The following is a 22,956-nucleotide window of genomic DNA, read 5'->3' as shown; positions in this document are numbered from 1 at the left end:
TAAAATAAAAAAAGCCCTTCGTCTCAAAGGACGAAAGGCATTGCTCTCGTGGTACCACCTTTGTTTCGTTACCTGCTGAAGGGCAGTGCAATTATAGCTTTATCCATATGGATCGCTATACGCGTGGTAACGACACTCGAAGGCAGATAACGGCTGCTACCGGTCTATTCTAGCTCCGTCTGTCGCCTGCCATTTGACTATGCAGGAACAAGGATGGGATTCAAATAAACGACTTCCGGGCGACTTCGACGTCTCGTATCCTGCAGAACCTTTCAGCGCAGCAGTTCCGCTCTCTAGAGGCCGATAACATCTACTATTCCCGTTCATAGTCTGTATGATTGATCAAGCTATATGGTGCAATAATTTCACTCAACATCATAACTTGGTAACCGTGGAAAGTCAATATAAAGCTAACATGAGTACGGATGCTTGTGTACTTCTCGCAGTGCGGTTTGGCTCTCATCACTAGATACACCAATAAAAGAAGTACCTATACCTAGTTCTTTAGCTATCTTTACAGTAATTTCAATACCCTTGCCGCTTGTTCCAGATCAGCAGGCCACGGGTCGTTGATGCTCAACGGCTCGCCTGTCCATGGATGGGTGAAACCAAGCTGTTCGCCGTGCAGTGCCTGACGTGGGAGCAGGTCAGGTTTGCCGCCGTACAGTGTGTCGCCGATTAGAGGGTGACCCACATAGCTCATATGGACTCGAATCTGGTGTGTACGGCCAGTTTCAAGCTCGAGCTGAACAAGACTGGCTTTAGGAGTTGTACGTAAGCATTGGACATGCGTGATCGCTGCCTGTCCGCCAGGTGAGACGCGGCGGCGTTGCTTATGATGGCGGTCTTTGCCGATCGGTTCATCAATCACGTTTAAGCGTTCATTTACTTTGCCATGTACAAGCGCGACATAGCGGCGATGAATGGATTTGCTGCGCATTTGCTCATCGAGCAGGTAGAGTGCAAGCTCGTTTTTGGCATATAGGACGGGGCCAGTTGTATCCTCATCCAGTCGATGCACATGACGAACGGCACAAGATTGACCTGTTTGTTCGTAGTAAGCTGCAACTGCGTGGGCGAGCGTAATCGTTGCGTCATTGGCATCGGATGGATGTACATTCATCCCGGCTGGCTTGTGGACAACGAGTACATAATCATCCTCATATAGCACTTCAAGACTATAGCTATAATCCGGCTGGAAACCATACGGAGTATTAGGAAATACGCGTAGGCGGATATGATCACCCTGTAGCTGAATTTCACCACGTGATTGCAGCAATCCAACAATTTTAGCTGGAAATGCTTCGCTTTTAAGCCATTCCATCATCCGTACATGTCGACCCTCTGGCTGTTCGAGATCAAGGCTACGATCTGGTATGATCTCCAGCCACTCTCCGCGACGAACCGCATGCTCAGTCGGTAGCCAGCGCTCAGGACGAGGTATAGCGACAGGCTTCGTTTGATCCGAACACTGGAAAGAGGCAGTGGGTGCCACTGCCTCTTCCTGTGGTGGATGTCCAGCTACGGATGATGCTGCTTCTTTCGCAGATTTATTTTGATCTGCATCCGTCATTTTCATCTTCCTCCATTAGAGCGACTTCATCACTTCACGATGAGCCGCGATTGTTGCATCAATATCCTCGTCACTGTGTACAGCCGAGACGAACATGCCTTCAAATGGAGATGGAGCAACGCTAATGCCGTGGTTCAGCATGCCGCCAAAGTAGCTCTTAAAGCGCTCCATATCACTCAGCTTGGCTGTATCGTAGTTCGTTACCGGCCCTTCAGTCAGGAATGGGCACACCATCGAGCCTACACGATTGATCGTGAGCGGAATTCCTGCTTCTTTTGCATTTTGTTCAAAACCAGCTTGCAGCCGTGCCGCAGCCGTTTCCAGACGATCATATACTTCCGGTGTGAGCAGGCTAAGTGTCGTAAAACCAGCAACCATGGCCAGCGGATTCCCACTCAGTGTACCTGCCTGATAAATTGGGCCTGTTGGCGCGATCTGCTCCATGATTTCACGTTTACCGCCATACGCTCCTACAGGCAAACCGCCGCCGATCACTTTACCCAGACAGGTCAAATCTGGTGTTACACCGTAGCGTCCCTGTGCACAGTTCATGTGTACCCGGAAGCCAGTCATAACCTCATCGAAAATGAGCAGAGCGCCGTATTGTGTAGTCACATCACGCAGTCCCTGCAAAAAGCCATCCTGCGGTGGAACAACGCCCATATTACCAGCAACGGGTTCAACGATCACACAGGAAATGTCTTCACCGAATCGTTCAAATGCTAGCTTGACCGCTTCCAGATCGTTGTAAGGAATGGTAATTGTATTCGATGCGATCGATTCCGGTACACCAGGGCTGTCTGGCAATCCCAGTGTTGCAACGCCAGAGCCTGCTTTGATCAGCAAGCTATCGCCATGCCCATGATAGGAGCCTTCAAATTTTAAAATTTTATTACGCTTGGTATAACCACGAGCAAGGCGAATCGCGCTCATCGTTGCTTCTGTACCCGAATTGACCATGCGCACAATATCAATCGATGGTACACGCTCTACGACAAGCTTGGCCATCTCCGTTTCGATCTTAGTCGGTGCACCAAAGCTTGTTCCGCGTGCTGCTGTTTCTTGCAACGCCTGAACGACCTTCGGATGCGCATGACCCATAATGAGTGGACCCCATGAACCGACATAATCGATAAACGAATTACCATCAATATCATATAGACGCGAGCCTTCGCCACGTTCAGCATAGACAGGCGTCAGCCCTACCGTTTTAAATGCACGTACCGGACTATTTACACCGCCGGGAATATAATGTTTTGCTTCCTCAAACGCTTCGCGTGAAAGTTCATCACGGCGTACAGATTTCATTTGATTCATTGCACAAGCACCTCCAGAACATAGTTATCATTGCCAGTCATTATAGTTTCATAAATACATCGAATGTGAAGTCAAATCGGGGTTAAAGCATGCCGCTTGTCTGCAAAGCACCCAGACAGTAGCCAGCTATTCCAACACCAATTGCAGCTGGCAATCTGCGCTCATCTTTACCTTTACCCGATTCCTGACACTTCTGCACAATGGATTAGTGCATAAGCTGATTAGCAACTACGCGAATCTAATGCGAATCGGCTCAAGCGGTATGTAATGCGGCGCCTTTACCTCATAAAGGCACCGCTTTTTCTCGTTTGCATCATAGGTGAGGGTTAGCTGATAAAACCAGCCAAGCGCTACCGATCCTTTGCTACCGATCAATATGCTTCTAGCTTAATTGTTGGATATCACAGCTAGAACTTACACCCATTCCTCACGCAGCCAACGTACAACATCCTTGGAAAAATACGTGATAATCATGTCAGCACCGGCACGTTTCAGACCTAGCATCATTTCAGTTACAATGCCGCGCTCATTGATCCAGCCCTGCTGTGCAGCTGCTTTGACCATCGCGTATTCACCGCTCACATTATACGCCACAAGTGGCAGATCGAAGTTGTCACGCACTACACGCAGAACATCCATATACGCCAGTGCTGGCTTTACCATCAGCATATCTGCACCCTGCTGTACATCACTCTCAGCTTCGCGCAGAGCTTCACGCACATTAGCCGGGTCCATTTGATAGGATTTGCGATCGCCAAATTGTGGTGCCGATTGTGCAGCTTCACGGAATGGGCCGTAGAACGCGGACGCATATTTCACTGCATACGACATAATTGGAACGTCTTCAAAGCCTGCTTCATCCAGCGCTTCACGGATCACCTGAACGAATCCGTCCATCATATTGGAGGGTGCAATAATATCAGCACCTGCTTGGGCCTGTGATACGGCTGTCTGCGCAAGCAGGACCAGCGATTCATCATTGTCCACATCCGCATGAATATGACCATCATGCTCATGCGTGTGCACCACACCACAGTGTCCATGATCGGTAAATTCGCACAGACAGGTATCTGCAATCACAACCAGTTCTGGATAGTTTTCTTTGATCATTCGAATCGCTTGCTGCACGATGCCTTGATCGGAATAAGCACCTGTTCCCAGGCTGTCCTTCGCTTCGGTTTCTGGTACACCAAATACCATCACGGATGGGATACCCAGACTTACGATCTCATCAATTTCTTCGCCAAGACGATCCAATGAAAAATTGAATACGCCCGGCATTGAGGAAATTTCCAGCTTCACGTCTGTTCCGTACGTTACGAATACAGGCTGAATAAAATCGTTTTTGTGTAATTGTGTTTCTCTAACCATGCCGCGAATAGCGGGGGTTTTACGTAGACGACGGTGTCTTGCAAAAGATTGACTCATCACTTTATTCCTCCATGTTCATTCTATTTTTAGATGATCGATCACGAAAAAGAAGGCCGACCTGCTTATCGCTCTGGTCGGCATACGAGGATGTCGATCATCAACATCGTTGCTGTTGGTTATAGCGTATCACTCAACCTTTTTCAAAGCTGAGCTATACTCATCGCAATTCTTAGGTATATCGCTTATATCGATGGCAAGCTGTCTTTATTCCAGCGGCATAGCACATCGATCAAGCCATCAATCGTAGAAGATTCAGCTAGCAGGTCTACCTTGAGTCCCTGCTCCTCAGCCGTTCGTGCCGTCTGAGGGCCAATGCATGCAATCGTGCTATGAGCAAGTGCAGCCACTGGATCCTCAAAGCCCAGCTTGCGTAGCGCTGTGATCAGATTGGTCACTGTAGATGAGCTGGTAAAGGTTACCGCATGAATCGCCTGTTGCTCCAGCAGCTTTTTCAGCTCCATGTCCTCTTCGCCCACAAGCACGGTTTCGTACGTATCGATCTCGGTAACATCTAAGCCCATCTTTGCTAGCTCCTGTGGTAACCAGACACGCGCTAGATCGCCACGAGGGAGCAGCACCTTTTGCCCGGCAGATAACTCATCTTGCAGATGCTCAAGCAAGCCCTCAGCATGAAATTTTTGCGGTAAGGCGGTAGCCACAATGCCGTGGCTGCGCAGCGCATCTCGTGTTGCCGGGCCAACCGCTGCGATTCGAGCACGATGCAGTGCACGAATGTCCTGACCTTGCTCCTCCAGATGACGGAAGAAGTACTCGACTCCATTAACGCTTGTGAAAAAGACCCAATCATATTGCTCCAGCTCATTCAATGCCTGCTGAATCTGTACGAGCTTTTCCGAAGAAGTCGGCATGACCGTTTCGATAACTGGATATTCGTAAGGCTCTCCGCCCAGCTCATCAATTCGATCTACCAGTTCGCTCGCCTGGCTGCGAGCACGGGTAACGAGAATTCGTTTACCGAATAAAGGCAATTGCTCTGCCCAGTGCAGTCGCTCACGCAGGTTCACCACCTCGCCGACAACAATGACCGCAGGTGGTTTGAAGTTCGCCGCTTCAACCTTGGCAGCAATATCCTTGAGCGTGCCGACAAGTGTCTCCTGTTCGGCACGCGTCCCCCAGCGTACAAGCGCGACTGGCGTATCCTCGGGGCGACCGTAGCGAATCAGCTGCTCGCTAATATAGCCAATTTTCGCCACACCCATCATGAACACAAGCGTACCCGTTGCATGCGTAACCTTGTCCCAATGAATACTGTGATCCAGCTTATCCGGGCTTTCATGCCCGGTAATGATCGACACGGATGACGCCCAGTCCCGATGTGTAACGGGAATACCCGCATACGCAGGCACAGCAATTGAAGATGTGATGCCAGGGACGATCTCATAAGGAATATCGTGCTGTCGCAAAAGCTCCGCTTCCTCAGCTACGCGTCCGAAAATGGTCGGGTCGCCGCCCTTCAGACGGACAACCACCTTACCTTGCAGCGCCAGATCGACCAGCAGCTGATTAATCTCCTCCTGCTTCATCGTATGACGATCAGGCAGCTTACCGACATAAATCTTCTCCGCTCCCGGCTTCGCCTGCTTGAGCAAACGAGGACTTGCCAGTCGATCATATACGATCGCATCTGCCAATGCGATACATTCCCAGCCACGCAGTGTAATCAGCTTCAAAGCTCCAGGACCTGCGCCTACTAGATACACCTTGCCGGTCATTCCTTCATCCCCTAACTTCCGCCAAAATCTGATCCGCGCCACGACGCTTCAGCTCATCAGCTACAGCTATACCAAGCTGTACAGGATCATGTCCCTGTCGTGTCTCCTTGAGCATCGTTATTCCATCAGGTGAGGCTACCATTCCCGTTAATTGTATAACGTTTTCGTCCTGACCGGAATGGGAAGGATGCAGACGTACTGCATAGGCTCCGATTGGAACCTGACAGCCACCGTTTAACTCTGCCAAAAAGGTACGTTCCGCGATAACCGTTGTTGCTGTAAGATCATCATTATACAGTGACAACAACCCGAGCAACTCCAGATCATCACCGCGGCATTCAATACCGAGCGCGCCCTGACCGACCGCTGGCAAACAAATATCGGCTGGCAAATACGCACTAATACGATCTGTCCAGCCCATCCGCTCTAAGCCTGCCGCAGCCAGCATAATAGCGTCAAAGCCTTCCGTTTCCAGCTTGCGCAAACGCGAGTCGATATTACCACGAATCGATTGAATATCGAAATCCGGACGATATGCCTTGAGCTGGCTCGCACGTCTCAAGCTGCTTGTACCGATCTTAGCCCCCTGTGGCAAGTCGTCCAAGCCTTTATCTCCGCGTGTAATAATACAATCGCGTGGGTCTACACGCTTCGGAATTGCGCCATTCACCAGACCTTCTGGCAATTCGGAGGGCATATCCTTCATACTGTGTACAGCCATATCGATCTCGCCATCGATCAGCGCCTGCTCAATCTCCTTCACGAACAGACCTTTACCACCGACCTTGGACAAGGTTACATCCAGAATGCGGTCGCCCTTGGTGACGATCTTTTTAACTTCAAATTCGAACTCCAGCCCCTGGCTAGCAGCAATCTGCTGTAGCGCATCGATGACATGCCCTGTCTGGGTCAATGCAAGAGCGCTCTGTCGACTTCCTACGATAATTTTGCGCATGACATTATCTCCCCCGATATTGTATGATCCATTGCTCGATCTGTTCTTCATCCCACCATACAAATTGCTTATGTCGGATTTGAGCCAGCACATCAAGTGCCGCCGCCTGTTCAAGTAAGCGTCTGCGCTCCTGCGGATCATGCACCACCCGTTTAATATGGTGACGCAGATGATACATGAACTCCATATACAGCTCATAATCCTCGTAAAAATAGTTTTCCAGCTCGCTCACAATCCGGCGACTAATCGCAGGCCCTGCACCCGAAGTCGATACCGAAGCAACCAATCGTCCACGCCGAATGACCGCTGGATTAATAAAAGTGCCCCGTTCATGTCGATCGGCTACATTGACCGGAATGCCGTAGCGCTGCGCTTCTTCTGCAACCGATTGATTCACATCCGGTAGGGATGTAGCAGCATATACAAGCAGGTAACGCTGTGATTGATCGAGCGAATGGGCTGTTGTATCAGAACGTTCTGCGATACTCGCATCCACTGTTGCTTCCGTTGTTAAAGGTGAACAGATACCTTCACTCAGATCACCTGCTCGATATTCACGCTTCAACCAGTTTAATTGACCCTTTTCAGCCAGTTGCTGTATAGAAGCGGTCACATCTGGACTAATAACGGTCACTATCGCTCCTGCCTCAAGCATATGGATAATTTTACGTTCGGCTACCTTGCCCCCGCCAATGACCAGTATAGGTCGGGCGCGACAATCCAGCATAATCGGCAAATACGGTACATATTCACTCATGAGCCCACCCATTGATGAAACGCTGACCATGAATTGGCTACAAAGTTTAAAATAAACACGATATATCCTGCAATCGCCCAGCGTGCCATAATGACAGGCGAGTAGCTACGCAGTCTGCGTGTTGCAAAATAGGCAATATACACACATAATGCCAGCAGTGTAAATACAACCTTCAAATCAAGTAGCAAAATATACCGACCTTCCGAGAAAATAGACATTAACGCCACGATCAGTGATACGATCAACAGCGGTGTACCGATCAGCATCGAGGTGTAGGTGTATTTTTCCATACTTTCCAGGCTTGGCAATCTGCGTACGGTATTATCCCACTTTTTCCGCTTGAGCTTGCGATGTAAAAATAAATACATTGCCGCAAACACCGCAGACACTGTATAAAAGGCAAAGCTCAAATTCGCCAGTACAACATGCAAAATGAGCAATCCATGCACCGTATCCCAGCCGGACGGCAATGCGCCTTCACCAGGAGAGTGCAGTCGATTTTGCACCATCGCACAAAAGCCGATCACATTTAGTAATAACACCGCATATTCCGTCTTGAGCACCTTTTCGATAAAAAAGGAAATCAAAATCAAAATAAACGTTAAGAAAAAGAAAAAGTCATACGTTGAAAATAGGGGTAATGTCCGTTCATCAATCGTACGAATCGTAATACTAATCGCTTGAATGGCACTTACCATAATAAGAAACCCTGTGCCAATCCGCTTCGCCCTCGGATTGCGACGAATGCAATCCGAGAAATAAAACAGAAGGCTCAGGGCGTATAGGTAGATAATTACATCATATAACAGGTTGAACAGTGTCAACACGAATCACCTGCCTACAGGGTTGCGGAAGCAAAGTAAGCCAGGCTTCCTTCAACAACCGGTGGATGGGAAGAAATCGGTGCACGTTTTGGCACTGCCTTAAGCTCCGCAGCTGGCTCGGATGCAGTCTCCACCTCATCCTCAAGCGCAAACATACGGGTAAAAAGTTCAAGGGTGTCGGCGCCATTTTTCTCGGCTGCCATTTCTTTGATCCGGTTAATCGGATCGTGATTCATCTGGTTCACAATGCTCTTGGTCAGACGGCTGATTACCTTACGCTGACGCTCGTCCAGCTCAGGCAGCTTGTTAAACAAGCTTTCCAGTGTATCCTCGTGAATACGTGCTCCACGCTCCTGCAACGCACGAATGACCGGCTTCACACCGAGTGTTTTCAGCCATTGCTGGAACACCTCGATCTCTTCACGGATCATACGTTCAATCTTGATCGCTTCTGCACGGCGCATCGCCATATTGCTCTCCACGATGCCTTCCAGATCATCAATATCGTACAGGAATACATTCGATACTTCAGCTACCGATGGATGAATATCACGTGGTACAGCAATATCAATCATAAACAGCGGACGCGATTTGCGCTGCTTCATACTGCTGGAGATCACATCCTGCCCCAGTACATAGCCCTGCGCTCCCGTCGAGCTGATCAAAATATCCACTTCATGCAGACGCTGCAAGCCTTCCTCGATCGTACATGCTGTACCATCGAACTTGTGCGCCAGCTCCTGTGCGCGACCAATCGTACGATTCGCCACAATGACCTCTGCCGCACCGTTTGCATACAGATGCTTCACGGTCAGCTCGCTCATTTTGCCTGCGCCCAGAATCATAATTGTTTTGTTATGAAAAGCACCAAAAATCCGCTTGCCCAGCTCGACAGCTGCATAGCTAATCGATACTGCGCTCTCGCCAATCATCGTCTCCGCATGAGCACGTTTGCCCAGCGTCACCGCTTGCTTGAACAGCATATTGAACCATGTTCCAGTCGCCTTGTTTTCTTGCGCGAGCTGGAACGCACGCTTCACCTGACCCAGAATCTGAGTCTCGCCGATCACCATAGAGTCCAGTCCACAGGTCACACGGAACAAATGCTCAATCGCCTGCTCATCTTCATATATATACAAATGCTGGGTAAATTCCTCACGGGAAATACCGAACCATTGCTCCATGAAATTACGGATATAATGACCGCACATATGCAAACGATCCAGAACAACATAGATTTCTGTACGATTGCACGTTGCGACGATGGTGCCTTCCAATACACTTTGCGTGCTTTTCAGCTGCCGGAGAGCTTCCGGTAAATCCTCATCCGCAATGGCAAACCGTTCTCGTACCTCAATCGGTGCTGTGCGGTAGTTGAGTCCGACAACAACAATGTGCATTGCAAGTTCACCTGCCTAGTCTAAAAGTTGTAACTACATCTTCTCACGTTTTAACAATACGTTAATTATATCACATTGATTTGCCCAATTTCGGCGTTTTTATGAAATGTTTATGAAATCCAGATGCAGATTTATAAAATGCCATCAGTTCGTCACACCCATTGTATACGTACCCGAATATGACTTATTTGCTACTTATATCGGCACGCAGAGATGAATAGAACAGAGGGACTGCCGAAAAAAAAGCATCCATTCGTCGATTGATGACGCGATCAGATGCTTTTTTCTTATTTTAACATATTCAATTTGAAGGTAAACCATTTGAGGGAAAACTTCACTGGATATTCAGAATCATATAGTATTCAGAATCATATAAGAATCATATAGGGGTTGTAAGTTTGAGCGTTGAGGTAACTTAACTAATATTATAGAACAACTATATAGAGCAACTTTATATTCATATGTTATATCGAGGCGGTGTGATGACCACTTCGATGCTGAGGCAACCACCACTTCCGGTAAGGAATGAGGGGACATCCTCAGGTGGAGCCCAGGAATCTACCGATTAGGAGTGAATGTAGATTCCCGAGCTCCAAAGAGGTAAGATATTTTGCTTCGCAAAAATCACTTTTTATTGAACCTCGTGTTAGAAGATCACTAACACTGTAAGTCGTCCTTTTCCCTTATTTCCTTTCCTCTGTTCTGTGCGGGTTGCAACATACTTATTCTTGGATAGTTGAATTAGCAACATTATTTCTAAATCATCTTTTTCTTTATCTATTTCACAAAATCAGCTGCTAACTCACCTTAAAATTTAAATCAACATATCTTAGTTTTACAGCATTTATTTTATGATTATGTTATTACGAATATTTAAAACTCCAACTTGATCAATACCTTAAAAATAAGCGGTCGAGGGAATAGTACCCTGACCGCTTATTTTTAATAATCATAACACGTAGTGAACAATTAACTGTACGATATGACTCGCTTATTGATCGGCAGATTTCTCTGCTTTATCATTCAGCTCATCTTCACCATCAGCGATGTCTTCACCTTCAACGGGTTCTTCGTCAACCTGGACATCCTGATCGTCTTCATATTCCTCTTCATCGTTGCCAAATGCGTGGCGTTCGATGATTGCCCACAGCTCGTCTTTGCCCAAGCCTGTTTCTGAGGAGAACATCACGAAGTCGTCTTCAGGGACGAAGCCGAGTGCTTGTTTGACGATTTTGACGTGCTTTGCCCATTTGCTACGTGGGATTTTGTCGGCTTTGGTAGCTACGACGCAGATATTGCAATCGTAGTGCTTGAGCCAGTCGTACATGAGGATGTCGTCCTTGGACGGCTCGTGGCGCAGATCGATGACGAGCAGAACGAGCTTGAGCGGTTCGCGCTCGAGCAGGTAGCGTTCGATCATTTTGCCCCATGCTTCGCGTTGGGACTTGGACACTTTGGCGTAGCCATAGCCCGGGAAGTCGACGAAATACATCATCTCATTGATTTTATAGTAGTTCAAATGCTGTGTTTTACCCGGTGTTGAACTGGTACGCGCCAGATTTTTGCGATTGATCATCCGATTCGTTAGCGAGGACTTACCTACATTGGATCGTCCCGCCAGTGCTACTTCCGGCAAGCCGTCTTCGGGATATTGATCCGGTCTGACGGCACTAATAATAAATTCTGCTTGATTAACTTTCATTCGATTCATTTCCTTCCTGTTCTACGTGGCGCGTTCCCAGCTAACAGCCGGGCTTCCACTAATGCAGTCCGCTTTTCTGAACCAGCGCGTGCTCCAGCACCTGATCCATATGAGCAACCGGCACAAGGGTCAGTTCATCCTTGATGCTTGCCGGAATATCCTTCAAATCACGTTCGTTATCCTGCGGTAGCAGAATTTTTTTGTAGCCTGCACGATGCGCTGCGAGCGTCTTTTCCTTCAAGCCGCCAATCGGCAGCACACGTCCGCGCAATGTAATCTCACCTGTCATCGCTACTTCTTTGGATACGTGACGACCCGTTAAGGCAGAGATCAATGCTGTTGCAATCGTGATTCCTGCTGATGGCCCATCCTTAGGAATCGCACCTTCAGGAATGTGAATATGAATATCATTTTTCTCATGGAAATCAGTTGCAATACCTAGCTCTGCGGCTTTGGAACGTGTGTAGCTGAATGCCGCCTGTGCGGACTCCTTCATCACATCGCCCAGCTTACCCGTCAGCATTAGCTTGCCGCTCCCCGGTACAACGGTCACTTCAATAGTCAGCGTCTCACCGCCAACCTCTGTCCATGCCAGCCCGGTTACACTACCGATCTGATTTTCCTTTTCGATCAGACCATAACGGAATTTTGGCGTGCCGAGGAAGTCCTTCACATCGTCTGGAGTAATCACGACTTTGTCCTTCTCTTCTCCAACGATTGCACGGGCAGCCTTACGGCAGAGCGCTGCGATCTGTTGCTCCAGATTACGCACACCGGATTCGCGTGTATATTCACGGATTACCTTGAGCAGTGTATCTTCGCCTACTTCAAGCTGTTCCTCAGTCAAGCCATGCTCTTCTGTCTGCTTTGGCAGCAAATATTGCTTACCAATCTGTAGCTTCTCCAGCTCTGTATAGCCCGGAATGTACAGCATTTCCATCCGATCGAGCAGCGGTCTTGGAATGCTCTGTACACTATTCGCTGTCGTTACAAACATCACATTAGAGAGATCGAACGGAACTTCGACAAAATGATCGCTAAATGTATTGTTTTGCTCTGGATCAAGCACTTCAAGCAATGCCGCAGATGGATCACCACGGAAGTCAGATGCCATTTTATCGATCTCATCCAGAAGGAACACCGGATTCATACTGCCGGCATTACGCATACCTTGAATGATACGACCTGGCATCGCACCTACATACGTACGACGGTGACCACGAATCTCTGCCTCATCTCGTACACCACCAAGCGAAATGCGTACAAACTCACGCCCAAGCGACTTGGCAATCGAGCGTGCCAGCGACGTTTTACCAACACCCGGAGGGCCGACAAGACAGAGAATAGGGCCTTTAAGCTTCTTAACCAGTTTTTGTACTGCCAGATATTCAAGCACGCGTTCCTTGGGCTTATCCAGACCATAATGATCCGCATTCAAAATATCCTCTGCATGCTTCAAATCCAGATCATCCGTTGTGCGCTGATCCCATGGCAGACTAAGCAGCCAATCCAGATAGTTGCGAATAATCCCGCCCTCCGCAGAATTGGCAGGCGTTTTTTCCAGACGATCGATTTCTTTCTCGATCTTCTCCAGCACCTTCTCCGGTACGGTCAGCTCAGCTAGTTGCGCACGCAGCTCCTCCGCTTCGCCAGCACGTCCTTCCTTCTCTCCAAGCTCCTTCTGGATCGCTTTCATCTGCTCACGCAGATAATACTCACGCTGCGTCTTTTCCATTTGCTTTTTCACGCGCTGGCTAATTTTGCGTTCCAGCTCCAGCACTTCGCGCTCACTATGCAAAATGTCCAGCAGACGTTCCAGTCGAGTACGTACCTCAATCGCTTCTAAAATATGCTGCTTATCCTTGATCTTGATCACCAGATGACTTGTGATCACATCCGCAAGGCGTCCAGGCTCCTCGATATCAGACACAGCAGCCATCGTCTCTGGCGTTACCTTTTTCGACAGATTGATATAATGCTCAAACTCATTCAATACGGTGCGCATCAGGGCAAAGACCTCAGGGTCGTTCGTCTCTACCTCGGACAGCTCACGCGCCTGAACCTCGTAAAATTCATCATTCTCTGTATATTCCAGAATCTCAGCACGCTCCAAGCCTTCAACCAGCACTCGAATCGTACCGTTAGGCAGCTTGAGCATCTGTCTGACTTTAGCTATCGTACCGATTCTGAAAATCTCATCCTCACTCGGTTCCTCAATATTCACTTCAGACTGAGAGCAGAGCAGAATCAGATTATCATCCACCATCGCCTTTTCTAGAGCCTTTACGGATTTATCTCGCCCGACATCCAGATGAAGCACCATGCTTGGATAGACGAGCAGTCCTCTTAAAGGCAGCAAAGGAAAACGACGCGCCTTATTTTTATGTGGTCCCATCGCTTTCTTACCTCCTGTAATGTGCGTATCGTACTGCGTATATAGTTAGCGTGTATGCGATTAGATGCGATAAAGCTTTAAGCACTCTGATAAGAACTAAAGGAACAAGCCCCGTTCCGGGCTACTCGCCGCATACGAATATGCGCACACCGATCGCAATATCCTCCCCAACCGACCTGAGAAATAACGAAAATCAACTCAGACCATTTTATGAGTTTGCGTATAAGCCCTAGTTTATCAAATATCCCATCGAAACACCAATCATTGAGGAAAAAGCAGTATGGATTGAGATTCTATTTTTGGGCTATCCTGCTATGCTTCTGTATCTAGCTATTGCGTCATCGTTTTGATCCACTTGTTTGTTTAAACTTATCCATATAAAAAGGATACTGATGAACGAGTATTCATCAGTATCCTTTGATTATATATAGGATAAAAATCTGTTGCGAAGTTTGCTTCGCAAAAATCACTTTTTATTGCACCTCGTGTTAGGAGATCGCTAACACTTGATACAACCAATTTAAGTAGTCCAATTTTGATCTTTTAATCAGGATTGGACAGCGGGCTGATGGCGTTCTTCGCGACCCGGGATTTTGCCAGTTGCTTCGAAGGCTTCAACGATCGCGTCGATTTCCTTTTTCAGCTCCTGTACCATGTCAGCCTCCGGTACTTTACGGATCATTTTACCGTAACGGAATAGCAAGCCTTCACCACGTGCACCGGCGATACCGATGTCTGCTTCTTTGGCTTCGCCTGGGCCGTTAACCGCACAGCCAAGTACCGATACTTTAATAGGTACCTTCAGCTTGGAGATATACTCCTCTACCTCGTTCGCAATCGAAAACAGATCGATATCCAAACGTCCGCAGGTTGGGCAGGAGACGAGTGTAGCTGCGTTAGAGATCAGACCAAATGTTTTCAGCAGCTCACGCGCTACCTTCACTTCCTCAACCGGATCCGCACTCAGCGAGATACGTACGGTTGAACCAATTCCCATCGACAGCAATGCACCGATACCCGCAGCACTCTTGATTGTACCGGAATGCAGTGTTCCTGCTTCGGTAATACCAAGATGCAGTGGGTACTTGATTACTTCGGCTGCTTTGCTGTAGGCAGCAATCGCCATCGGTACATCAGATGCTTTCAACGATACGATAATATCGTGGAAGTCCAGCTCTTCCAGAATACCGATATGATACAGCGCACTTTCAACCATTGCTTCTGGTGTTGGATAGCCGTATTTCTCCAGCAAATGGTTTTCGAGCGAACCTGCATTCACACCGATACGAATCGGAATATTTTTCTCTTTACATGCACGCACAACCGCTTCGACCTTTTCACGTTTACCGATATTACCCGGGTTAATCCGAACTTTATCGATACCGTTTTCGATCGCCATCAATGCCAGCTTGTAGTTGAAGTGAATATCCGCTACGAGTGGAATATGAATGCGCTTCTTGATTTCCTTGATTGCAGCAGCAGCTTCTTCATTGTTGACCGTTACGCGGACAACCTGACAGCCTGCTTCTTCCAAACGCAAAATTTCGGCTACAGTTGCCTCGACATCTGCCGTTTTGGTCGTACACATACTTTGGATGATAACTTCATTGTTGCCACCAATTGTCAGGTCGCCAACTTTGACAGGTCTCGTGTTTTCTCTCAAAAACATGGTTTCTTCTCCCTTGCATGTGGGCTTAATTGCAAACCAGCCTTTATCCTGCAAAAGGAAAAAGGCCGGCGCAATGTTGTATACATCTATACATACAGAAGAGCCGCACAAAGCGGCGGCATCGTGAGTCCGTTCATACCGTTATGAACACTGTATCCCACGATGCCGTATACGCTTAGGCGCTTTCTTCTTGTTTTTTATCTTTGCCGGTCTGGAGCTCAGGTACAACCTTGCTCTCCACAACCTGCTCTGTGATCACACAGCGAGTCACATCGTCACGGGATGGCACTTCGTACATCACGTCCAGCATAATGCCTTCGATGATCGCACGCAGACCACGCGCACCTGTGTTACGCTTGATTGCTTCGCGAGCGATCGCTTGCAGCGCACCTGGTTCGAATACGAGCTCTACGTTGTCCATTTCCAGCATTTTGGAATACTGCTTGGTCAGCGCATTTTTCGGTTCGGACAGGATACGTACCAGCGTCTCTTCATCCAGTGGCTCCAGAGCGGAGATCACTGGCAGACGACCTACGAACTCCGGAATCAGACCGAATTTCAGCAAATCTTCTGGCAGTACCATGCTCAGGTACTCACCTGGTTTCAGGTCTTTTTGACCCTGATTATCGGAGCTAAAGCCGATAACTTTTTTACCGATACGACGTTTGATGTACTGCTCCAGTCCGTCAAACGCACCACCAACGATGAACAGAATGTTCGTTGTATCGATCTGAATAAATTCTTGATGCGGGTGCTTACGTCCACCTTGTGGCGGAACAGAAGCAACTGTACCTTCCAGAATTTTCAGCAGGGCTTGCTGTACGCCTTCACCAGATACGTCACGTGTAATGGACGGATTCTCGGATTTGCGTGCAACCTTATCAATTTCATCAATATAAATAATGCCACGTTCTGCTTTTTCCACATCATAGTCAGCAGCTTGAATGAGCTTGAGCAGGATGTTTTCCACGTCTTCACCGACATAGCCGGCTTCCGTCAGGGAAGTTGCATCTGCAATTGCAAACGGAACATTCAAAATGCGAGCCATTGTTTGTGCAAGCAGCGTTTTACCGGAACCTGTCGGTCCTACGAGCATAATGTTACTTTTTTGCAGCTCAACATCTTCGATCTTGCTTTGTGTGTTCACACGTTTGTAGTGGTTGTATACCGCTACGGACAAGGATTTTTTCGCTTGATCCTGACCGATAACGTACTGGTCAAGAATGGAGCGAATTTCCTGTGGCTTCGGAATATCCTTCAGATCGAGCTCTTCTTCGTGACCGAGCTCCTCCTCTACGATTTCTGTGCACAGTTCAATACACTCATCGCATATATATACACCAGGACCTGCTACCAGTTTGCGGACTTGATCCTGAGATTTGCCGCAAAAGGAACATTTCAACTGTCCTTTTTCATCGTTGAATTTAAACATGTTTACACCCCTTTTTAGCTTGTGAGCGGACGGGTAATCACCTGATCGATCAAGCCGTATGCTTTTGCATCCTCTGCATCAAGGAAGTAGTCGCGATCGGTATCACGTTCGATTTTGTCCAGCGACTGGCCTGTGCGCTCCACGTAAATCTGGTTCAGCTTCTGACGCGTCTTGATGATCCATTCTGCATGAATCTTCATGTCGGACGCCTGTCCACTGATGCCGCCAAGCGGCTGGTGAATCATAACTTCGCTGTTAGGCAACGCAAAACGCTTGCCTGGTGCACCTGCTGTGAGCAGGAGCGAGCCCATACTTGCAGCCATCCCCATGCAAATCGTGGAGACATCTGGCTTCACAAATTGCATTGTATCGTAAATACCCATCCCTGCCGTAACAGAACCACCCGGCGAGTTGATATACAAATGAATATCCTTCTCCGGATCTTCGGCAGCGAGAAATAGTAATTGTGCAATAACAAGATTGGCTACATGATCATCGATTGCCGTATTCAGGAAAATAATACGGTCCTTGAGTAATCTTGAGTAAATATCGTAAGATCGTTCACCTCTACTGGTTTGTTCAACAACCATAGGTACCAGACTCATACAACCAACCTCTTTCTTATCCAGGAATATGACGACAGATAGTACTTTAAAATACGATGCAGTTCCTATTTTAACATGTACACTGTCCCATGTCATTTTTTCAAAGGTAAAGATTTGGAAAATATTAATGAACAAATGAAGGAACGCGATGAAGATACAGATTATGCGCTACGTTTTATGTCCATATATAGGTAAAAATAAGGCACGCAAGTAATACGTGCCTTATTCCAAATGGTAGCAAAAGACGCTACCGGATTATGAAGTTTGAAATCACTCAGCTTTTTCAGCCACTGCTTCAACTTCTTTGCTGTTATCAACCAGCAGATCGATTGTTTTACGCAGTTTGATTTCTTCGGACAGGCTTGCAAGGGAACCGTTCGCTGCCAGAATGCTGCGAACTTCCTCTGCACTGCGCTGGAATTGGGAAGCCATTTTCTCCAGCTCTGCACTTACTTCGTCTTCAGAAACTTCGATGTTTTCTTCTTTTGCGATTTGCTCCAGAACGAGGTTGTTACGTACACGTTTTGCAGCTTCTTCTTTCATTTGCTCTTTCAGGTCATCTGTTGTTTGACCGGAGAAGCTAGTGTACATTTCCAGGTTCATACCTTGTTGACGCAGACGGTTGTCGAAGTCACGAACCATGTTTTCGGTTTCGGAATTCACCATTGCATCTGGAATTTCGATTTCTGCATTTTCAGCCGCTTTTTCTACAGCAGCAGCCTCTTTTGCAGCTTTTACTTCGTTTTCTTTACGGGAAGCGATTTGTTGTTTCAGGTCTGCTTTGAATTCGTCCAGTGTGTCGAATTCGCTAACATCCTTCGCAAACTCATCGTCCAGTGCTGGCAGGTTTTTGCGTTTGATTTCGTGCAGTTTCACTTTGAATACTGCTTCTTTACCAGCCAGTTCAGTTGCATGGTATGTTTCTGGGAATGTTACCGTTACGTCTTTGAAGTCGCCAGTAGCCATGCCAACTACTTGATCTTCAAAACCTGGGATGAAGGAGTTAGAGCCCAGCTCCAGGGAGTAACGCTCTGCTTGTCCACCTTCAAATGCTTCGCCATCAACAAAGCCTTCGAAATCGATCGATACCGTGTCGCCGTTTTCAGCAGCACCCTCTTCGATTACGGACAGCTCAGCGTGACGCTGTTGCAGACGCTCCAGCTCGCTGTTGATGTCTTCTTCAGAAACTTCAACCGCGGATACAGGAACTTCTACGCCTTTGTATTCACCCAGTTTAACTTCTGGTTTTACAGTTACTTTTGCTTTGAATTTGAATGGTTGACCTTTTTCGAATTGCTCGATTTCGATCTCAGGACGATCAACCGGGAAGATGTCAGTCTCATCGATTGCTTCGGAGTATGCTTCCGGCAGCAGGATGTCGATTGCATCATTGTACAGGCTTTCGATACCGAAGCGTGCTTCGAAGATCGAACGAGGTACTTTACCTTTACGGAAGCCTGGTACGTTCAATGTTTTTGCTACTTTGTTGAATGCTTTATCAAGCGCTGCGCTTACACGCTCTGCAGCTACTTCTACTTCAAGAACGCCAAGGTTCTTTTCTGTTTTTTCCCATTTTGCTGTCATTTCGAGAATTCCCCTCCAAAAAATATTAACATGAATGATTTCGATGAAGTTGTATCGTTTTCACGTGCAGAATAACCACTATAGTATATACAACTATTCGCTTTTTATCAAGTTCGTTTCTTTATCTGCTACGTACAACGAAAATAGCTACGGGATCCAGCTCGGAATGAAGCAAACAAGCGACTGTCGTTCGTTGCTTTATTCCGCATTATGGTAACCCTCTTGCCTTAATAAAAGGTAAACACAGCTTCTGTGATCGCCGCAATGCTACTGGGCAGGATTAGCATGGCATCTGCCCGGAAACGAACTGCTGCAATGCGCGATGCGCCTGCTCATAGCGAAAACGAATACTGTCGGTCACACCGTACAATCCGCGTATCTCTTCTTCATCTGCTGTGCCCTCCAGCGTCATGGCAACAGTCTGGTGCAGCGCTGCTGCCCAGATATCGATCTCCGCATCATCACCGCGGGAGATCCAGAGATAATTTTGCGTACCATAGATGCTCATGATGAATTGCGACCACAGCTCCTGGGCAAAGTAGAATAGATTCGGCGCAGTCACCTCTGCCTTATCTGCCACACGCTCCAGAATCTGAATAAATGGAATCGGAAATTCAGTCGGGTCAAGCGGAACCGTTTCTACTTCTACATCGATACGCTCCTGCTGGTGCATATAATGTACATTTCCACGATATCCGCGTCGACGTAGCGTCTGTAAAATGCGGAACTGAATCAGCGGATGAAGCTGTGTGTCCGTTTGGAGCCATTCGATGATCTGCTCATCGATCTCAGGCTGCTCCAAATACGCAAGCTGCTCTAATGCAAGCAATGTACGCTCCGATACGGGGCGCTCCATCGCAGTACGTAGTAGCTTCTCTTCATAGTCACGATCCTCGGCTTGCTTCAAGCGCACCTTATCACGCATCATATGCTCCTGCGTATGAGTCGGTTCGTCCAGCTCTACCTCGTCGCCTAGCTCGGTAGCCTCGCGGTCATTGTACGCTGCTTCTGGAAACGTCGTTCGCAGCCAGCCGAGCAATGATTGCCACTCTTCCAGCTGGCGCTCATCCTGCCCCTGACATTGCAGTAAAAATTCAAGCAATTCGATCGCTTCATGATAGCGTTCGGTCTCTAGCATACGCGTGAGCTCAATCTGATAAAAGTCGAGCGTCTTGGGAAACAGCACAACATTGCGGTTCTGCCCTGTATGTGAATGGGTTGAATCAGCGATAACGGCACCTCCTAATTCATCACTTCTTGCGCGTGACTTCATGATTATAGCACAGCTGTTCGTTGCTGACAGCCATTGGGGAATGTTCGTGCGGTATGGTTTTATTTACCTTTTAATTAACACGCGCATTAGCGTTGAAACGTGAAGCTGGATGGATGCATAGAGGTGATGGATGAAGATGGTCATTTTCAAATCAGAATCGATAGAATACACAGCCAAGTAATAGCTATTGAAGATTAAAAATTGTAGCTTCGTATGCGTAGTATAGGTATATAAGTTTATACATGTTGTAGCGTATACAAGCACTTCAACAATTTCAAAGCCATCATCTATGTGAGATAACCTCTTTTTAATCCGTCGCACTCTACCTGAATCGGTCGTGCCACTTACGTCATTTTGGCGTTATCACTACTATGTTGTTTGGCATCATGGTAGATGTTTAAGAATGGCAAAAGCTGATTTGGGCAAAAAGAGCTTGCTTTCTTTTTGTGTACATGCTAAGATATTTTTGTTGCGCTCGAAATGGTAATTATAATTTGTCCCAGTAGCTCAGCAGGATAGAGCAACGGCCTTCTAAGCCGTCGGTCGGGGGTTCGAATCCCTCCTGGGACGTCACACAAAAAAGCATTTCCACTTGGTGGAGATGCTTTTTTTCTTTTTCCTGCCTCTTCTATTTTTATACTGCTTAGCTGTTATTATTTCGTATCTTCGTAATTCTTCTTCGACTACCTTATTTACTTGAGCTTGTAGGGCATATGCTTTGATCTTACACATATAGATAAATTTAGATACATGTGGCTGGTCGGGCACAAGAAATGTCCTCGTTTTTAGTTACTATTTTCCAATACCAGACTTGAAAGATGGTGCCGATTACACCCTATCATCAGTACAGCACACGCCATAAATAGAAGGTTGCGTACGACTCCCAGTTGCTCCAGCCTGCGGCAAGCTTTAATAATTCTTCTCGAGTAGGCTTGGCTGTTGAGCCGGTCAGGTGGCGGATTACATTGTGCAGACCTACGTCGTCGATGGGAAATGCTGTCGGGATGCGTAAGCAGCGCATGAGTACATAGTTAGCTGTCCATGGGCCGATGCCGCGAATACGGGTAAGCATCTTTTCGGCTTCTTTGTAGCCACCTGCGGCAAGCAGCTTTTCTTTGCTCAGCTCGCCACTGGCAACTAATCGGGCGGCGTCGAGGATGTATTCGCATTTTTTTACGGTCATATGCATCAATTCCAGATCCGACATCGTCAGGGCTGCAATGCGTTCGGCTGTTGGAAATATCCAATAGCGCTCTCCTTCATAATCGACGTACTCGCCAAATGCTTCGGTCAATCGGCATTTGAGCGTATGCGCATAACCTAGGTTAATCTGCTGACCCAATATGCCCCAGCATAAGGTTTCAAACAAATCCGGTATGCCCATATTGCGTAAGCCATAAAAGGACTCTACCGCATGTCCAAGCAAGGCATCACTGCTGGCTAGCTTGTAAAAGGGCAATAGATCAATCCCCAGATCAAACCAGTCACTCACATAAGCCGCTACTGCGACACGCTCTAGATCATTCTCTGGTGCACTATCGCCGAGAAATTCCACCTCGATCTTACTAGGCTCCTTCTGTGTAATACGCAATAGTGGACGGGAATGACCGACTGCTAGCGCCTTGTATATTTCCTGCTTGTGTACGACAAATAGGCATTCATTAGGTGAGCTTCGTAAAAAGTCCACATTCATCGCAAAGCTGAATTCGGCAGGTACAGGAAGTAGCAGTCGATCCCCTTCATCCTGCCACTTGCCTTGCTGTTGAAATTGCTGGATTTCGTTTAAAGATAAGCCAGCATAATAGGGAGTTTCCGATTCTTGTACGCTTTCTAGATGCTCAGCTTTCGATGTCACTTTCCCATTCTCCACTAGATCTGAATTGGAAGAGACGTTTGCTGATGATGTGATGCTATGTGGATGGAGCGTAGACTGCTCCTGTTCGTTTGAGCTACTGGAAATAGGATCTGCTTGTGATCGCGAATGATGCTCGGTCATGGATGAGTGCCTCCTATGTGATCGGACTAGGGAACAATCGCTGTAGGTGTTGGATGACGAGCAGGTCAGGTCACTGAATAATGGCGTAGTACAGGGTGTTTTATAATCAGGCAAGTGATCGCACTGTACATTATTATTCACCCTGTTTTTGCATTTTTTTATGCTATATTTCTATTCGTGCTCCATCCTGATCGTGCTTCATCGATGTCTGCCGATGCTAATTAAAGTGTGTATTTATGCCGATACGTATTTCAACATTTATATGCATCGCCCAGCGCATCGACATTAGATGATCGTTTCCAACCTATCC

At 47.4% G+C, this 22,956-nt stretch carries 16 protein-coding genes, 1 tRNA gene and 1 other annotated feature; of the genes, 1 reads left to right on the top strand and 16 read right to left on the bottom strand.

Features of this window, described 5'->3' with window-relative positions; all coding sequences use genetic code 11:
• Positions 1-23: 23 nt before the first annotated feature.
• Positions 24-336, bottom strand: a binding site (T-box leader).
• Positions 337-514: 178 nt separating this feature from the next.
• From IEX62_RS18875 to IEX62_RS18805, 15 genes are all read right to left on the bottom strand, one after another.
• Positions 515-1,573: an RluA family pseudouridine synthase gene (locus IEX62_RS18875; protein ID WP_188777125.1), complete on the bottom strand. Its 1,059-nt coding sequence runs from the start codon at positions 1,571-1,573 to the stop codon at positions 515-517.
• Positions 1,574-1,588: 15 nt separating this feature from the next.
• Complete coding sequence (gene hemL / locus IEX62_RS18870) at positions 1,589-2,890, bottom strand: glutamate-1-semialdehyde 2,1-aminomutase (protein ID WP_188777123.1); 1,302 nt, start codon at positions 2,888-2,890, stop codon at positions 1,589-1,591.
• A 414-nt stretch (positions 2,891-3,304) separates the two neighbouring features.
• Positions 3,305-4,318, bottom strand: coding sequence for a porphobilinogen synthase (hemB, locus tag IEX62_RS18865; RefSeq protein WP_188777121.1), 1,014 nt, complete (start codon positions 4,316-4,318; stop codon positions 3,305-3,307).
• A gap of 185 nt (positions 4,319-4,503) precedes the next feature.
• A complete protein-coding gene (cobA, locus tag IEX62_RS18860) occupies positions 4,504-6,054 on the bottom strand; it encodes a uroporphyrinogen-III C-methyltransferase (RefSeq protein WP_188777119.1) in 1,551 nt (516 codons plus the stop codon).
• A gap of 4 nt (positions 6,055-6,058) precedes the next feature.
• The gene (gene hemC, locus IEX62_RS18855; protein WP_188777117.1) at positions 6,059-7,009 is read right to left on the bottom strand and encodes a hydroxymethylbilane synthase; all 951 of its coding nucleotides are present in this window, start codon (positions 7,007-7,009) and stop codon (positions 6,059-6,061) included.
• A 4-nt stretch (positions 7,010-7,013) separates the two neighbouring features.
• Complete coding sequence (locus IEX62_RS18850; RefSeq protein WP_188777115.1) at positions 7,014-7,766, bottom strand: precorrin-2 dehydrogenase/sirohydrochlorin ferrochelatase family protein; 753 nt, start codon at positions 7,764-7,766, stop codon at positions 7,014-7,016.
• Positions 7,763-8,464, bottom strand: coding sequence for a cytochrome c biogenesis protein CcsA (gene ccsA / locus IEX62_RS18845; protein ID WP_229685926.1), 702 nt, complete (start codon positions 8,462-8,464; stop codon positions 7,763-7,765). Before ccsA ends, IEX62_RS18850 begins: the two co-directional genes overlap by 4 nt.
• Before the next feature lie 140 nt (positions 8,465-8,604).
• On the bottom strand, positions 8,605-9,990 hold the full coding sequence (hemA, locus tag IEX62_RS18840) for a glutamyl-tRNA reductase (protein WP_188777111.1): 1,386 nt from the start codon (positions 9,988-9,990) through the stop codon (positions 8,605-8,607).
• A 991-nt stretch (positions 9,991-10,981) separates the two neighbouring features.
• A complete protein-coding gene (gene yihA, locus IEX62_RS18835; protein ID WP_188777110.1) occupies positions 10,982-11,692 on the bottom strand; it encodes a ribosome biogenesis GTP-binding protein YihA/YsxC in 711 nt (236 codons plus the stop codon).
• A gap of 58 nt (positions 11,693-11,750) precedes the next feature.
• Positions 11,751-14,087, bottom strand: a complete 2,337-nt coding sequence (gene lon / locus IEX62_RS18830; protein ID WP_188777108.1) for an endopeptidase La — start codon at positions 14,085-14,087, stop codon at positions 11,751-11,753.
• 547 nt (positions 14,088-14,634) lie between these two features.
• Entirely contained in the window at positions 14,635-15,756 is a 1,122-nt protein-coding gene (gene ispG / locus IEX62_RS18825; RefSeq protein ID WP_188777106.1) for a flavodoxin-dependent (E)-4-hydroxy-3-methylbut-2-enyl-diphosphate synthase, read from the bottom strand.
• 175 nt (positions 15,757-15,931) lie between these two features.
• Positions 15,932-17,188: an ATP-dependent protease ATP-binding subunit ClpX gene (clpX, locus tag IEX62_RS18820; protein WP_188777104.1), complete on the bottom strand. Its 1,257-nt coding sequence runs from the start codon at positions 17,186-17,188 to the stop codon at positions 15,932-15,934.
• Between the two features lie 14 nt (positions 17,189-17,202).
• On the bottom strand, positions 17,203-17,793 hold the full coding sequence (clpP, locus tag IEX62_RS18815) for an ATP-dependent Clp endopeptidase proteolytic subunit ClpP (RefSeq protein WP_188777103.1): 591 nt from the start codon (positions 17,791-17,793) through the stop codon (positions 17,203-17,205).
• 270 nt (positions 17,794-18,063) lie between these two features.
• Positions 18,064-19,377: a trigger factor gene (tig, locus tag IEX62_RS18810; RefSeq protein WP_188777101.1), complete on the bottom strand. Its 1,314-nt coding sequence runs from the start codon at positions 19,375-19,377 to the stop codon at positions 18,064-18,066.
• Between the two features lie 280 nt (positions 19,378-19,657).
• Positions 19,658-20,650: a hypothetical protein gene (locus IEX62_RS18805; RefSeq protein ID WP_229685924.1), complete on the bottom strand. Its 993-nt coding sequence runs from the start codon at positions 20,648-20,650 to the stop codon at positions 19,658-19,660.
• 496 nt (positions 20,651-21,146) lie between these two features.
• Between IEX62_RS18805 and IEX62_RS18800 the strand changes: the two genes are divergently transcribed.
• Positions 21,147-21,220, top strand: a tRNA-Arg gene (locus tag IEX62_RS18800).
• A 271-nt stretch (positions 21,221-21,491) separates the two neighbouring features.
• Here the strand turns inward: IEX62_RS18800 and IEX62_RS18795 are convergent.
• A complete protein-coding gene (locus tag IEX62_RS18795; protein ID WP_308422659.1) occupies positions 21,492-22,505 on the bottom strand; it encodes a DNA-3-methyladenine glycosylase family protein in 1,014 nt (337 codons plus the stop codon).
• Positions 22,506-22,956 lie beyond the last annotated feature (451 nt).

The organism is Paenibacillus hunanensis (assembly GCF_014645615.1).
GTDB classification, from domain to species: Bacteria; Bacillota; Bacilli; order Paenibacillales; family Paenibacillaceae; genus Saccharibacillus; species Saccharibacillus hunanensis.
The sequence above is the reverse complement of the archived record's forward strand: the minus strand, read 5'-3'. Positions and strand labels throughout refer to the sequence as shown.